This window comes from Micromonospora sp. NPDC023888 (assembly GCF_040639415.1).
Lineage (GTDB): Bacteria > Actinomycetota > Actinomycetes > Mycobacteriales > Micromonosporaceae > Micromonospora.
Genome location: NZ_JBEZZW010000017.1, coordinates 64,753 through 80,269 on the forward strand (window position 1 = coordinate 64,753; position 15,517 = coordinate 80,269).

Here is a 15,517-nt window from a genome sequence, read left to right on the forward strand (position 1 = left end):
GTCTCCGAGGATCAGCGCGACGTTGGCCCATGACACCCCAAACAACAACCGTCTCAGTTTGACGTGACAAATACCGTTTCGCCTACCGATCGTTGTCGACTTCCACCAAGCCGCACTCGTAGCCGAGAATGACCGCCTGCACCCGATCCCGCAGCCCCAGCTTCGCCAGTATCCGGCCGAGGTGGGTTTTGATCGTGCTCTCGGAGACGAAGAGCGCCGCCGCGATTTCCGCGTTCGAAAGCCCTCGCGCGACCAGGGTCAGCACCTCGCGCTCGCGCTCTGTCAGCACCGCCAGCCGCGCGTTCGTGTCGGGCCGGGGCGGGGTCCTGCCGAGGTAGTGCGCGAAGAGGCGGCGGGTGACGGTGGGCGCGGCCACCGCCTCGCCGGCGGCCACCACTCGTACGGCGGAGATCAGGTCGGCGGCGAGCGCGTCCTTGAGCAGGAAGCCACTGGCTCCGGCGCGAAGCCCGGCGAGCACGTACTCGTCCAGGTCGAAGGTGGTCAGGATGATCACACGGGCCGGGTGCCCACCGAGGCGGATGCGGCGGGTCGCCTCGATGCCGTTCAGGCCGGGCATCCGCACGTCCATCAGGACGACGTCGGGCCGGCTGCGGGCCACCTCGTTCAACGCCTGCGACCCATCGGCGGCCTCCCCGACCACCTCGATGTCGCCGGTCTCCTCAAGCACCAGCCGGAACCCGGTGCGCACCAGCGTCTGATCGTCGACCAGCACGACTCGTATGCTCATCGCGGTACCGATGTGATCGTGCGCGCTTGCAGCGGCAGCGTCGCGCAGAGCCGGAATCCGACGCCGTCGGCCGCGCCGGTTTCCAGTTCGCCTCCCAGCATGGCGACGCGCTCGGCGATGCCGCGCAACCCGTTGCCGCGTCCGTCCGCCCCGTCCGTCATGCCCGTGCCGTCGTCGGTCACCTCCATCCGGAGACGCCCGGGCTCGAATGCCAGCCGCAGCACCGCGCCGGCGCCCGGGCCCGCGTGCTTCAGCGTGTTCGTCAAGGCCTCCTGCATGATCCGGTAGGCGGACAGATCGACCGCTGGGGGCACCGCGGCGGGCACTCCGTCGACGTGCATGTCGATCCGCATCCCGGTGGACCGCAGCTGAACGATCAGCTCGGGCAGCGCGCCGAGGCCCGGCAGCGGAGTCAGCCGCGCGTCGCCGGCCGGATCGCTGCGCCCGGCGGCGAGCAGTCGGCGCATCTCGGCCAGGGAGGCCCGTCCTGTTGTGATCACGTGCTGCAGCGCGGTGGCGGCGCGGTCCGGATGCCGATCGAGCGCTGCGGACGCACCCTGCGCCTGCACCACCATCACCGAAATCCCGTGCGCCACCACGTCGTGCAGCTCCCGGGTGATCCGGGCGCGCTCAGCGGCGACCGCCAGCGCCGCCCGCTGCCGCTCCTCCCGGGTCAGGTCGGCGGTGCGCTGCTCGACCGCGGTCAGGTGCGCGCGCCGGCTACGCATCGCGTCACCAACGGCGAACGCCGCGACCAGCAGCAGCCACAGCTCCGTGACCGACTGGCCGACATTGACCAGTCTGTCGACCGAGAACACCGACGGCGGTGCCAGCACTCGCTTGACCCCGTCGTCGGCCGACGCCCCCTCGACCTGCCTCTGCGCGACCTGCTCTTGCGTAACCTGCTTGCCGGACCTCGCAAACTCCTGCTGTTCGGCATGGATTCGGCCGCTCAGCATCGCCGCGTAGGTCAGCAGCATGGTGAGGGCCAGAACGGCGAGCGAGACCCGCCGGTTTCGGCCCAACGCGGCCACGGTGTACAGGACCAGCGGAAGTGCCAGATCGAGCAGCTGGAACTTGGCGTCGCTGAACAGATGGCCGAACACCCCCGCCCCGGTGAGGACCAGTGCCACCGGAGGATGGTGCTGCCTGATCAGCAGGCCGAGAACGATCAGCCCGGCGAACATCCACCACAGGTGGTCCGCCGGGAGAGCGTTCTTCTTCACGTACTCCCCGGCGGCATCCGCGATCGTCCTGGCCACGAGCCCGGGCCCCAAGGTCAGCATGATCAGCACCAGCGCCAGCGCGGCGTCGGTCAGGAGGTGGCGCGGCACGAACCGGGGCACCCTCCCATCGTAGGGACGGAGGGCGTCGGCAGCGTCCGACTCAGGTGCTACGTCGGCGGTACCGGCGGCGGCCAAAGGACCGACTCCGGTCCGACGAGGTGAATCGCTACGGCAGGCACCGTGTAGCCATGACCAGAACAACGTCCAGAGTTCTTCTAGCCGCCCTGCTCGCCGTCGGGGCCGGGGCTGTCGGATGCGACCGCGGCGATTCTGCCTCCGGGGCGCCAACTCCGTCGGCGTCTGCCTCGGTGAGCCGCCAGCAACTCCTCGCCCTCGGCCAGGAGTGGGTCACGTGCATGCGCGATCACGGTCTGCCCCGAATGCCGGACGCCGACGTCGGCTCGGAGGGATACCTCCAATTCCCACCCCAGGGCGGGTACGACTGGAAGAGCGACCTGCGGAACCATCCGGCGGCCATCGAGGCGTGCAAGTCGATCGAGGACCGGTATCCCCCGACGGCGTTCCGCCCCAAGGCACAACTCTCCTCGGAGGACGTGCGCAAGCTCGGCGAGTACGCCAAGTGCATCCGCGAACACGGCGTCCCCGAGTTCCCCGACCCGAACGCCGCCGGCGAATTCGACCTCACCGGAACCCCGCTGGCCAACGGAGTCCCGCCTCAGCGGATGAACACAGCAGCCCAGGCGTGCAGGCAGATCTGGAGCGGGGAGGTCCGCATCCACGACAACGGCGGTGGCGCGAACGGAGGCAAGAAGTGAGCCGCCGGCGCCGGACCGCCACGGTGCTCGCGGTCGCGGTGGCCGCGCCGCTCGCCGCCGGCGTGGCCTACGCCGCCCGCCCCCAGGGGGACGCCCCCGACCCACCCGCCGCCGCGGTGGCCATCGGAACCGCCAAGGTCACCCAAGGCACGCTCACCGAACGCATCCAGGTCAGCGGTGTCCTCGGTTACCTGGGCTCCTACACCGTCGACCATCGGGGCATGCCAGGCGTGCTGACCGCAGGGCCCGACTCGGGCGCCACGTTCGGCCGCGGCGCCGTCCTCTATCGGGTCGCCGACATACCTGTCCGCCTCCTGCTGGGCAGCGTTCCTGCCTACCGCGACTTCCGGTACGGGATGAGCGACGGTCCCGACGTGCGCCAACTGGAGCGCAACCTCGTCGACATGGGCTTCGACCCTTACCACCGGATTACTGTGGACCGGCACTTCAGCGCCGCCACGGCCACGGCTATCCGACGCTGGGAGGCGTCCTGGGGGCGGCCGGCCTACCAGCGCACCGGACGGCTCACCCAGGCCCAGATCGTCTTCCTGCCCGCCCCGCTGCGCGTCACCCAGTTGCAGATCCGGGTCGGCGGCACCGTCGGGCCCGGGACGACGGTGCTCACCGGGACGTCGACGGACCGGGCGGTGACGGCACAGTTGGACACCGCGCAGCGCAGCTCAGTACACACCGGCGACCCTGTCGAGGTCGGCTTACCGGACGCCGAACCGATTCCCGGTCGGGTCACCGGCGTCGGCGAGGTCGCGACGGCGCCCTCCGGTGGCTCCGGCAACGGCCCGCAGCAGCCGGCGAACCCGGACACGGCGACGGTCTCCCTCACCATCGCGGTCCGCCTGCCCCGCGGCTCCGACCTGGATCAGGCACCGGTGACCGTCGACATCGTCACCGGCACCCGTCCCAATGTCCTGCTGGTCCCGATCGCCGCACTGCTCGCGCGGCCGGGCGGCGGCTACCAGGTGTGTCTGGCCGGCGGCGCCGCAACACAGGTGGAACCGGGCAGCTTCGACGAGAGCACCGGCCAGGTGGAGATCGTCCACGGCCTCACCGCCGACCAGACCGTGGAGGTGCCCTCGTCATGACCGACCACACCGAGTGGCACCCATCCGCAGTGCGTAACCACCTCACCGGCGAGGACCAGGCGTGGCAGAAGGAGGCACAGCCATGACGGCCGTCCTGGAGTTGATCGACGCGCGCAAGGTCTACCCCGGCACACCGCCGGTCGAATCGCTGCGCGGCGCCACCCTCACCGTGCACAGCGGCGAGCTGGTCGCCGTTGCCGGCCCGTCCGGCTCTGGCAAGACCACGCTGCTCAACCTGGCCGCCGGCCTGGACCGCCCGTCCGGCGGCTCGGTACGCATCGCCGGCCACCCGGTCGAAAAGCTGCGCGACGCGCAGCTCTCCGGGGTGCGTGCGCACCTCCTCGGGATTGTCTTTCAGCAGTTCTTCCTGTTGGAGCGGCTGACTGCGGCAGAGAACGTGGCAACGGGCCTGCTCTACCGCGGTGTACCGGCCGCCGAACGCCGGCGGGCCGCCCGCACCGCCTGCGAGCGGGTCGGGCTGGCCCACCGCGCCGATTTCCCTGCCGCACATCTGTCCGGCGGCGAGCGGCAGCGGGTGGCGATCGCCCGCGCGCTGGTCGGCCGCCCTGCCGTGGTGCTCGCCGACGAACCTACCGGCAATCTCGACTCCGTCACCGGCTCCGAGATCGTCGAACTGCTACGCGAACTCAACGACGACGGTGTCACCATCGTGGTGATCACGCACGACGAGCGGGTCGCCGCGGCGATGCGGCGCCGCATCCAGTTGCGGGACGGTCTGGTGGTCGCAGACACCGGGGCTGCGTCGTGAGGTCCCGACTGCGCGTCGCCGACCTGCTGCCGGTGAGCACCGTGGGCCTGCGGTCGCGGCCCGGCCGGGCGGCGCTGTCCATCCTCGGGGTGGCGATCGGGATCGCGGCCATGGTCGCCGTGCTCGGCGTCACCCGGTCCAGCCAGTCCGACGTGATCGCCCGCATCGATCGGGTCGGCACCAACCTGCTCACCGTGGGCAGCGGCAAGACCATCCGCGGAGAGGAGGCCCAGTTGCCGGTGACCGCGGGCGCGGCGGTGGCGCGTACCGATGGGGTGCTCATCTCGGCGGCGACCGCGATGCTCGACGTGCGGATCTACCGCAACGACCGGATGCCGGCCGGGCGGACCGGCGGGCTGTCGGTGCGTGCCGCCGACCCGGCGCTGCTCGCCACTCTGGACGGCACCCTGGTGGACGGCCGCTTCCTGGACGTGGCGACGGCCCGTTATCCGGCGGTGGTGCTCGGCCACTACGCCGCCACGTCGCTGGGCATCCGCCGCGTCACCGGGAACTCGCAGGTCTACCTCGGCCACCGCTGGTACACGGTGGTGGGCATCATGGCGCCGGTCGAGCTGGCGCCAGAGCTGGACGCTTCGGCGCTGATTGGCGCGCCGGTGGCGGCCGACCAATTCGGGTACGACGGCAAACCGACCCGGATCTTCGTGCGGGCACAGACCGATCGCACCGACGAGGTGGCCGGCCTGCTCGGGCGGGCGGCCAACCCTGCCCACCCCGAGGAGGTCGCCGTGAGCCGGCCCTCGGAAGCGCTCACCGCCCGGCTCGCGGTCACCGGCGGAGCCACCGTACTGCTGCTGGGCCTCGGCGTGGTGGCTTTGCTGGTCGGCGGCATCGGCATCGCCAACGTGCTGGTGATCTCGGTCCTGGAACGGCGCGGCGAGATCGGGCTGCGCCGGGCGCTGGGCGCCACCCGCCGGCACATCGCGGCGCAATTCCTGGTCGAGTCGCTGCTGCTGGGCGCGGGCGGTGGCGCGGCGGGGGTCTTGCTGGGCGCCACGGTCACGTACGTGATGGCCGTCGTCCGCGGCTGGCAGACGCTCGTGCCGGCTGCCGCGATTGGCACGGGGCTGGCCGCTGCCCTTCTTATCGGAGGGCTGGCGGGGGTCTATCCGGCTCTGCGGGCCGCCCGACTCTCCCCGTCCACGGCACTGCGATCGGCGTGAGTGCGGGCGCCCTGGCCGGATGGGACAGGACGACGCTGCCCGGACCGCACATGACGCCCGCAGTGCGAGTCAACTCGCTGCCCAATTGATCGTGACGAACTGTATCGCTGGCGGGAGGTGGGTAGGCCATGGGTTTTCCCACCGCAGCACAGCACAGCTCGGTGTCTCCAAGGCTTACCCGGGCGCAGCTGGCAACGTGCAGTGCGGCGCCGGTCATTGTGCCGTCTTCTACGCACTCGTCGGCCGGCTGGGCGAGAGGTGGTCCGACGGATGTGGGACCGCGTGGCTATCAGGACGAACGATGACGCGGCGCGGCTCACGCTGGAGGGCGGACCCCGTACCGTCGATTTGTCCGTGTCAGCAGCCAAGCGGTCAGCCGGCTGCGTTGAGCCAACGTCGCCAGCTCGTGCGGGTGATCCGTTGCTCGCTGTGTGTGGCGACCTGCAGAACGAACTGTGCTCGGAGTCGGACCGAGGGGTCATCGGCCGAAGCCAGCATCTCCACCCCGTGGAGGAACAACGGGTCGTCAAGGTGGCGGGCCAGGCAGGCATATATCCAGTCCTTGCACCGATACGGTCGCTGCAAAGCGGCAAGGATCAGCGCGGCGATCTGGGGCTGGATGTCTTCGGGGCAACCGACGCGATCGAAGCGGCGAAGAACGGCCTCCTTGGTTCCCCAGCGGGACCACATCCACGACTCCGGCGCTCCCCACTCGTCGGGGTATTCGGCCTCCCACCGCAGGTACAGGGCGGCGATCGGTGCCCACAGCGCGCGGGTGCCATCGTCACCGTCCGCGGCGTCCCGGAAGGCGTAGAGGGGCCCGTAGATTGTCCGCTCCTGGTGCCACCGGAAATCGGCGCGCGACTGGTCCAGTGCCGTGCCCAGACGGGCCTGGCTGGACCTCGACCGGTGATGAGCTGCCCACAGAGCATTCGAACGGTGCAGTGCGTCGTTCGCCGCGGCGAGCAACGCCTGGTGGCGGGCAAGCGCAAGGTGGCGGATGACCGGATCGGTCGCCACCAGGTCGGACAGCCAGAAGTAGTCACCGCGCGGGTCCGCAGACACCACAGCAGCTTCCCACTTCGCCCGAGCGGACAGCGGTCAGGCCCGGCCGGGTTGACGACAGGTGCGCCAACTGCGCCCCCGAAAACGCACCGGTACGGAGGTGAGGAGCACGAGCGTGGCCAGGAGCCCGAGCAGCAGACGGCCGCCCGGGCTCCTGGATCGTGACGCGTTCGTCACGGGTACATCTGCGTGACGGTGAAATTCATCGATTGAGCGAAGAGGCTGACACCGGTCGGGCTGTTGGGGTGGAAGGACTGCGTCGACGCCGGGCCGTCCGGGGTGTCACCCGGCGACTTGTCCGTCACGATCCCGTGGATGCCCGCCGGCGAGCCGCAGACCGCCTTGCCCGCGAACTCGTCCATCGGGTCGGAGTAGTACGCGATCGTCGCGCCGTGCGCGGTGTTGAAGTCGCGGACGACGTCCAACTGCTCGTCACGCAGCAGCACGCTCATTTCGGACAGCCACACCCGCTCCTCGTCGCTGAGGACGAGCTTGAGGGGGCAGAGCGGGTCGCCGCCGATCTCGACGAGCTTCGGGTACCCCATGAGCATGATCTTGGCGTTCGGCGCCTTCTTGTGGATCTCCTCCAGCACCTTCGTGTTCGACCGGGGAACCGTGTCGGTGATGCGGCGTCTGGTCGACACGTCCACGGTGTCCGTCTCGCCCGACAGGTTCGCCTTGAAGCAGTCCAGCGGGCCGGCCATGAAGACGCACTCCCTGACCACCGGGCCGAACTTCGCGTCGTTGCCGCCGATCGAGACCGTGACGAGCGTGGTGTTCTCGTCCAGGTAGCCCTTGTCGAGCTGGGACACCTCCAGGTACTGGCCCTTGCCCCGTTCATTGTCGGCGTTGCGGGGCTCGTTGCTGACGGTACGCAGCGGCAGGATGTTCTCCGTCTCCGCGCCCGAGCAGGCGATCAGGTGGTAGTCCATGTTGACGTCGTGCTGCTGGCTCGTGATGTCCGCCCGCGACCCGATCGGCGTGGACGACCCGGGCAGCACCGCCTTGCGCGACCATGCGTTCTTCGAGCGGTGGCAGCCGTTGCGGAAGGCGTTGTCGCGGTTGTTGTCCGTCTCGCGGTAGTAGTCCGAGCCGTTCACCGGCGAGGCGCCCTCGCCCGACGAGAACGAGTCGCCGAGTGCCACCACCTGGTGCTGCGGCTTGCCCGGCAGCGGGATGAACGCCGCCGCGTCGAAGGCCACGTTCTCCTGCGGCCGGCCCAGGGCCAGGTCGCCCTGCCCGCTGGTCGGCACGTCGTCGCGCAGTTGCGCCAACTCCTCCGGTGTCAGGTCCGACACCATGTTGGTCAGCTCCACCGTCGGGACGTTGTTGAACTCGAACACGCCGAGCGCCACCCAGCGGTTCGCGTACCCGCGCTGCTGGACCATGCGGGTCTTGACCACGCCGTTCTTCGTCGTGATCTTGTACGCCGCCTGCTGGGTGGTACCGAGGTGATCGGGGATGTGGACCATGACCCGCATCCAGCCGTTCACCGTCCGGTCCAGCGTCCACGTCCCACTGACGTAGAGGTTGCTGCCCGGCGGGCGGGTGTGCGTGAACCAGTAGTGCGCGCCGTACCCGCCGCCGACCTGGTGCAGGTCGATCTTGCCCGGGTACTGGAGCGTGCCGTTCTGCGTCTCGCCGGCGAATCCGTGCGTGAACGTGCCGCTGTTCGTTCGTCGGGTGCAGAGCCAACCGGCCTCGTCACGGCGTGGGCTGGTGACCTCGTTGATCACGTCGTCCACCACGAGCGCGTTCGCCGGCAGGTCGGTGCCGCACTTCGGGTAGTAGCTCACCCCGGCGGCCGGATACGCCCAGCCGGGGTCGTACCTGATGGCGGCGTTACCACAGTCCAGACAGCCCGGTTTCCAGTCCGCGGATCGGTTGTACCAGCACTTGAGGTCCCGGTCGCCGATGCCGTTGACGTGGTGGCACGGGCCGGCCGGCTCGTCGATCACATCGGGCGCCGTCGGCGGGAGGTTGTTGCCGTAGAAGCAGTCGTTGGACTGGTCGCAGAACGTCTGGAGGTGCGGCTTCACCCGCTCGCGCCCGTCGTTCGTGCTCCACCACGCGTACCGGTAGCCGTCGGTGTAGGTGTCCGGCTTCTCGATCGCGTTGAGCGGGTGGCCGGCCCAACCCATGATCTTCTCCGGGTACGGCCAGTGGCTCGGGTGCCGCGCGTCGTCGTAGGTGAACTCCAGGAACGCCTTGCGGTTGGCCGGGTACCGCGGGTTGGCCGGGTTGTTCGCCCAGCCGACGCCCCACGGCCCGTCCGTGCTGCCCTCCGGCGCGTAGAACCCGGTGTTGTAGGCCCACACCGCGAAGAACCAGCTCTCGATGTACTGCGGGTCGCCGCCGTTGACCTTCATGTTGTACGCGTCGACCTGGTTCCACTTGTCCTGCAGGATCCGCAGCGACTGGGAGATGTTCGCGGCGAAGTCCACGGTGATGGCCATCTGCTGGTTGTACGGCAGCGGGACCTCGTTCGGCTTCTGGAACCCGGGCTTGCGCATGCCGTCGGTGACCTGCCCGACGCCGTAGCCGCAGTCGGACTTGTCCCAGCGGATCGTCCAGTCGTCGCTGGTGTCGGCGTCGTAGATGTCCAGCCCGTAGTAGTTACCGATGAGCGGGTTGCCGAACTCGCCGGGCAGGACGTGCGGCGAGGCCTGCCACAGGTTCGACTCCTGGGCGAGGATGCCCAGCATGATCTGCGCGGGCACGTGGCCACCGCCGTTGAGCGGCCGCATCGGGAACCAGTCTGCGACGTTGTAGCCGGGCAGGCCGGACTGGTTGAAGTTGTTGCCCCGGTTGAGGATCAGCGTGTCCTGTACCGCCATGTCGACGACCCACTCGATCTCCCGGGCGCGCGGCTGGTACACCTGTACCCGCACGTCGTTGCGGGGGATCGCGCACCAGGCGGCCGTGTCGACCGGGTCGTGCAGCGGTGTCGCCAGCGTCGTGGCGCCCGGTGCCGACGGGGCCCGCCCCGGCGTCTTCGGGTTCGCCCGAGCGCCGGCGTCGCCCGACGCCGGCGTGGTTGGCGCGACCGCGAAGTTCACGCTGCGACCGGTCGCCGGCACCTTGGCCTTCATGGTGAGCGACCGTTCGCGGCCGTCCGCGGCCTGCGCCGCCCGCGGGTCGGTCGTCCACCTGATGTCGTCCAGCAGCAGGTCACCCTCGCTGGACATCTCTGCCTGCACGGTCGCGTCGAGCTTCGCGACACGCGTGGGCAGCTTGTGCACCTTGCCGGGGGTACCGGTGATGCCGACCCGACCGCCCGCGCCCCTGACCACGTTCATGTCGGTCGTGCCGCCCTCGGCCAGCGTGGCTGTCGCGCCGGACTTCACGACGGTCCGCTTGACCCGGCCGGCCTTGCTGTCGGCATCCATGTACACGACGGCGTCGCCGTTGGCCGCCAGCCGGAACGGCACCCCGGTGGTCCTCGCGACGGCCGACCGGCGCCCCTTGCCGTCGACCTTGACCAGCGCGCCGTTGTCGGCGGCGATGATCTCGTCCTGGACCGGTAGCGCCGAGGTGAGCTGGCCCGCCACCTGGATCGGCGCGGCCACGGTACCGGTCGCGGCGTCGAGCTGCGTCAGGCGGGTCTTGCCCGAGCCGGTGTCGCCGCCGGTGAACGTGCTCAGCACGACGTTCTCACCGGTCCCGCAGCCGGGGCTGAAGTACGCGAGGGACGCGTGCGCGGCCACCTTCCGGACGGACTGGTCCTTGATGTCCACGACCGCCACGAAGGCGCCGCGGTCGAACAGGTCAGGCTTGTTGGTGTAGGCGCGCGGCGCGTACGTGACGACCAGCCGCCGGCCCGACTCGGTGAGGCAGCCGTTGCCGATCCACTGGTCGGTCTCCAGCCCGGGCTCGCTCAGCGTGGCCGCGGTCGTCCAGCTGTAGCCGGAGGCCGCCGACGCCACAAGCACGTGCAGGCCGGTCATGTCGCCGGAGAGGGTCCAGGCCCGGTCCTGCGACGTCCGCCAGCCCTGCTTGAGGGCGGAGTCCCGCTGACCGGGCGGTATCGTGGCGGACGCCACATCCTTCGGGGGCGGGTCCGGCGCCGCGGCGGCCGGCGCGGGAAGCGCCACGAGACCGCCGGCGACGATCGAGGCGGTGGCGAGCGCGACGGTGGCGCCGCGACGGGCGGTGCCGCGACGGGCGGTGCCGCGACGGGCGGTGCCGCGACGGGTGGCGCTGCGACGGACGGTGCCGGGACTGAGCCCGCGCGGCGGCGCGGGGCGGGGCGGTGAAGCTGACACTGCGGTTCCTCCAGGATGGCTTGGGGTCGATGCAGTGTCGGAGCCGCGCTCACCGTCGGCGCATCACGATGTCATCGTGGGCGTACCGCGCCGGCGTCACGGCACGGGCCTGCACACCCGGCAGATCCTCACCGAGTCGCGGCAGCTCCAGTCGGTCCGCTCGTTCCTCGCCTGGCGGTCCGCGGTGCCCACGCCGACGGCGGCATGACACCGCGCGGTGACCGGACGATGCAGCCGCAGTGCGGCGACGCCGAAGGATCACCCCCACGACATGCAGCACGACTGAGGAGAACAGCATGAAGGTAGGAAAGGTCCGGAAGCATCGCCTGGTGCGGACGCTGATCGCCCTGGTGGCGTTCATGGGACTCGGCGTGGTCACCACGGCGGTATCGGCGTCGCCGGCGCTGGCCGCGTGCTCGGGCACCGGCTGTTACAACGTCAATCCCAACGGCCAGTGCAGCGGCACCCGGTACGGCTGGACCGGCGGCGGCTACGACAGCGGACTCGGCATCGTCGTCGTGAAGTCGCCCGGTTGCAGGGCGGCCTGGGCACGCCTGCAGAACGACCAGTACGTCCGCTACGCGGGTGCGACCTTCACCGTGCGCATCGAGCGCCGGGTGTGGTCGTCCTACGGCTGGTGGTACACGGGCAGCCTCAGCAAGCAGTTCCTCTCCACCAACGGCGGGGTGTGGACCAACATGCTCGAGGATTTCGACTCCTCGGACGAGCACCAGGCCTGCTTCAGCTTGAATGGCGGCGCCTGGACCTGCACCCCCTGGGTCTGAACAGCAGGCGGACGTCAGGGCCCCCCGGCGGCGCGGGGGCCCTGAGATCCGTCATCCGGCCAGCTGGGTGTCGACCCGGGGGACTGCGGCATCCGGTCATCATCCCCCGCCGTGACGGACATGCCGAGCACCGGGGAAACTGCCCGCCGGGTACGCCCCGCATAGACGTACGGCCCTCCGTCGAGATCGGTTTGTCTTGTTAGCCTGCGGCTGTGGAGCTGCGACTGCTTGGCCCCGTCGAGGCTGTCATCGACGGACGGGTCGTGCCCGTGCGACGCCGTCAGGAGCGACGGCTGCTCGCCATCCTCTCGATGCGACCGGGCCAGTTCCACTCCGCGGAGCGACTCATCGACCTGCTCTGGGAAGATCGGCCTCCGGCCCAGGCACGAGCGGGCCTGCAGGCCATGATCTCGCACCTGCGGTCCACGCTGGAGCTGGGCCGGTCGGTGGAGCCCGCGTTGCTCGCCCGACCCAACAGCTACGCACTGGAGATCCGGGCAGAGCGGGTCGACGTGCACCGGTTCACCGCCCTCGTGGCCGAGAGTAGGAGCGTCACCGACGCCGATCAGCGCATCGCGATGCTCAGCACCGCGCTCGGTCTGTGGCGGGGCGCCGCCCTGGCCGACGTCTTCGACGACGCCCAGCGGGGGCGGCTCTTCCCGGATCTCGACGAGGCACGGCTGACCGCGCGGGAAGAGCTGCTCGACGCGCGCCTCGACGCCGGCCAGCACCGAGAGATGTTGGCACCGCTGCACGAGCTGATCAGTGAGGCGCCGACACGCGAGCGCCCGGTCGAGCTGCTGATGCTGGCCCTGAACGGGATCGGTCGTCGCACCGAGGCCATCGCGGCCTACACCGCCCTCACCGATCGACTCGCCACCGATCTCGGTGTCGCTCCCGGTCAGCAGATCCAGGCGACCTACCGGACGCTGTCACGCGCCACCGCACCCTCGGACGCCGCGCCGACGTCTCCCGGCGGGCCGGCGCAGCTACCGCGGCCGCCGGGGCACTTCGTCGGCCGCGGCGCCGAGTCGCGTCAGCTCGACCGCCTGCTCGCCAACGCGGCAGGGCCGCAGGTACTGATCCTCTCCGCGGTCGTCGGCACGGCAGGTGTCGGAAAGACGGCGACCGCCATCCGGTGGGCGCACAGCGTCCGGGACCGCTTCCCGGACGGGCAGCTCTTCCTCAACCTGCGTGGTTACTCTGCCGGCCGGCCCATGCGCTCGGCGGAGGCGCTCGGCGCGCTGCTGCGGGGTCTGGGCGTGCCGGCGGCCCGCATTCCGGCGGATCCGGAGGAGGCAGCGGCCCTCTACCGCACCGTCGTCGCCGATCGCCGGCTGCTGATCGTGCTGGACAACGCCCTCGACGCCGAGCAGGTGCGGCCGTTGCTGCCCGGGTCCGCGGACAGCCTGGTGGTGGTCACCAGCCGTGACCGCCTGACCGGGCTCGTGGCCCAGCAGGACGCCCACCGCCTGACCATCGGACTGCTCCCGGAACCGGACGCGATCGAGCTGCTCACCGTCCTGCTCGGTGCCGACCCGCGAGCCGCCGAACGCGACGCGATCCGGGACCTCGCCCAGGTCTGCGGTCGGCTCCCGCTGGCCCTGCGGATCGCGGCGGCGCTGCTGCACGACGAGCCTGACCTCGCGGTGTCGGCCTACGTGCGGCAGTTGCGGCAGCGGAGCATCGCCGCCCTGGCGATCGACGACGACCCGAGCGTCGCCGTGCAGAAGGCGTTCGACCTCTCCTACACCCGGCTTCCCGGCGAGGCCCAGCGGATGTTCCGCCTCCTCGGCACCGTTCCGGGGCTCAGGCTGTCGGTCGACGCGGTCGCGTACCTGGCGCAGACAACCCTGGACGCGGCCCGTCGGACGCTGGCCCGACTCTTCTCGGCGCACCTGCTGGAGTTCGACGACGATCGCGTCGCGCTGCACGACCTGCTGGGGCGCTACGCGGGCCAGCACAGTGCGCGGCAGGCCGGCCGGCCGGAGGCGCAGACCGTCCTCGCCCGCCTGTTCGCGTGGTACCTGGTCCGCGCGCAGGCTGCCGGTGACCTGTTGGCGCCGGGGCGGGTCCGCCTGGAGCTGCCGGCGGGCCTGGCGGCCGGTGACGCCGGCCTCCCGGACCGTGACGCGGCGCTGGCCTGGCTCGAGGCCGAGGAGTCGAACATGGTGGCACTGATCAGGGCGGGCGCCGACGGCACGTCGAGGGCCGCTGCCGCCCTGCTCGCCGACCAGCTACGAACGTACTTCTGGGTCACCCGCAATTCACTGAACTGGCTGCTCGTGGCGCAGGCGGCGCTGCACGCGTCGGGTGGGGACGCCCACCCGGCCCTGCGGGCGTCGGCGCACATGAGTCTGGGCAACGTGTACCACCTCACGGGCAACCAACTGGTCGCGATCGCGCACCAACGACGGGCGGGTCACCTGTTCCGCAGCGCCGGGCACGCGCAGGGCCAGGCCGCCGCGGCCGGCTCGCTCGGCGCGGTCTTCGGCGACCTCGGGCAACTGGCGAAGGCGGCGGCCTGCTTCGAGCACGCGTTGCGGCTCTACGAGCGGATCCGCCACCGTTACGGCATCGCGGTGATGTCGAGCAACCTCGGGACGATCTACGCCATGGCGGGTCGACTGCGGCTGGCGGTCGAGCGACTCACCGCCGCCATCGTCATCCACCGGGAGGACGGCGCACGACCCAACGAGGCGGTCATCCTCAACAACCTCGGCCTCGCGCGCATCATCCGGGGTGAGTACCCGGCCGCCCTGAACGATCTTCACGCGGCGGTGCGGACGGCTCACGAGGTCGACATGGCGTCGATTGAGGCGAATGCGTTGGCCGGGATCGGCCAGATCCACACGCTACGCGGCGACGTGCCGGAGGCGAGGTCCGCGCTCGCCGCCGCGCAGCGTCTCGCCGACCGTAGCGACGACTGGCACTGCAAGGCGTCGATCGACATCGCCGAGGGGAGCCTGCTCCGGCTGACCGGCGACCCCACCCGTGCGGCGGCCACGTACACCCGGGCCGCCGAGTGGGCCAGGTCGGCGCGCACGTTGGCGACGGAGGCGGAGGCCCTGGTCGGCCTCGCCGCATCCGTCGCGGAGCGGACGCCGCTGTTGGCCAGCTCCACCCTGGAGCGGGCGGTCACGTTGGCCCGACAGTCCGGCGCCGCGGTGATCGAGATCGACGCGCTGGCGGCGTTGGGCGAACTCGCCCGGCGGCACGGCGACCTCGTGCAGGCGGCCCGGCTCGCCGGCGAGGCGGCACATCGCGCGGAGGCGATCGGAGCACCCCTGGTACGCGCCCGCGCGCTGATCACCCTGGGCCACCTGGAGGACTCCCCGCGGGCCTGGCAGGAGGCGCTGAGCATCCTGGATCCGCTCGGCACTCCCGAGGCGGACATCGTCCGGGCCCTGCTGGAGCGGCACGACGGCCGTCCGGTCGGCGTCCCGGCCGGATAGCCGACCTTCCCTCCGGGGGCGGGACCGGTGCCCGGGTGATGCGGCGGTGATGGCGGGCCGACGGAGGCTGTCCACACATTCTCCGCA

The 15,517-nt window shown here is 70.9% G+C and carries 11 protein-coding genes; 7 read left to right on the forward strand and 4 right to left on the reverse strand.

All coding sequences use genetic code 11. The features are described 5' to 3' along the window. Positions 1-82: 82 nt before the first annotated feature. Positions 83-748: a response regulator transcription factor gene (locus AB0F61_RS17500; protein WP_357810398.1), complete on the reverse strand. Its 666-nt coding sequence runs from the start codon at positions 746-748 to the stop codon at positions 83-85. Then, complete coding sequence (locus tag AB0F61_RS17505; protein ID WP_357810401.1) at positions 745-2,094, reverse strand: histidine kinase; 1,350 nt, start codon at positions 2,092-2,094, stop codon at positions 745-747. The genes AB0F61_RS17500 and AB0F61_RS17505 overlap by 4 nt, the downstream gene beginning before the upstream one ends. A 296-nt stretch (positions 2,095-2,390) precedes the next feature. Between AB0F61_RS17505 and AB0F61_RS17510 the strand changes: the two genes are divergently transcribed. The 4 genes from AB0F61_RS17510 (at position 2,391) to AB0F61_RS17525 (ending at position 5,860) form a co-directional block, all read left to right on the forward strand. Beyond that, positions 2,391-2,810, forward strand: a complete 420-nt coding sequence (locus AB0F61_RS17510) for a hypothetical protein (protein ID WP_357810404.1) — start codon at positions 2,391-2,393, stop codon at positions 2,808-2,810. Next, positions 2,807-3,910 (forward strand): HlyD family efflux transporter periplasmic adaptor subunit, encoded by a 1,104-nt coding sequence (locus AB0F61_RS17515; RefSeq protein ID WP_357810407.1) that lies wholly within the window; start codon positions 2,807-2,809, stop codon positions 3,908-3,910. Before AB0F61_RS17510 ends, AB0F61_RS17515 begins: the two co-directional genes overlap by 4 nt. A gap of 82 nt (positions 3,911-3,992) precedes the next feature. Then, the gene (locus tag AB0F61_RS17520; RefSeq protein WP_357810410.1) at positions 3,993-4,679 is read left to right on the forward strand and encodes an ABC transporter ATP-binding protein; all 687 of its coding nucleotides are present in this window, start codon (positions 3,993-3,995) and stop codon (positions 4,677-4,679) included. Then, positions 4,676-5,860: an ABC transporter permease gene (locus AB0F61_RS17525; RefSeq protein ID WP_357810413.1), complete on the forward strand. Its 1,185-nt coding sequence runs from the start codon at positions 4,676-4,678 to the stop codon at positions 5,858-5,860. Before AB0F61_RS17520 ends, AB0F61_RS17525 begins: the two co-directional genes overlap by 4 nt. A gap of 372 nt (positions 5,861-6,232) precedes the next feature. Here the strand turns inward: AB0F61_RS17525 and AB0F61_RS17530 are convergent, their stop codons facing one another. Continuing rightward, complete coding sequence (locus AB0F61_RS17530; protein ID WP_357810416.1) at positions 6,233-6,880, reverse strand: hypothetical protein; 648 nt, start codon at positions 6,878-6,880, stop codon at positions 6,233-6,235. 218 nt (positions 6,881-7,098) lie between these two features. Further along, complete coding sequence (locus tag AB0F61_RS17535) at positions 7,099-11,190, reverse strand: hypothetical protein (protein ID WP_357810419.1); 4,092 nt, start codon at positions 11,188-11,190, stop codon at positions 7,099-7,101. Between the two features lie 76 nt (positions 11,191-11,266). Here AB0F61_RS17535 and AB0F61_RS17540 point away from each other — a divergent pair, with 76 nt between their 5' ends. The 3 genes from AB0F61_RS17540 to AB0F61_RS17550 all read left to right on the forward strand — a co-directional run bounded on the left by AB0F61_RS17540 (position 11,267) and on the right by AB0F61_RS17550 (position 15,430). Continuing rightward, entirely contained in the window at positions 11,267-11,398 is a 132-nt protein-coding gene (locus AB0F61_RS17540) for a hypothetical protein (RefSeq protein WP_357810422.1), read from the forward strand. Between the two features lie 121 nt (positions 11,399-11,519). Beyond that, positions 11,520-11,975 (forward strand): hypothetical protein, encoded by a 456-nt coding sequence (locus tag AB0F61_RS17545; RefSeq protein WP_357810425.1) that lies wholly within the window; start codon positions 11,520-11,522, stop codon positions 11,973-11,975. 212 nt (positions 11,976-12,187) lie between these two features. Continuing rightward, entirely contained in the window at positions 12,188-15,430 is a 3,243-nt protein-coding gene (locus tag AB0F61_RS17550; protein ID WP_357810428.1) for a BTAD domain-containing putative transcriptional regulator, read from the forward strand. Positions 15,431-15,517 lie beyond the last annotated feature (87 nt).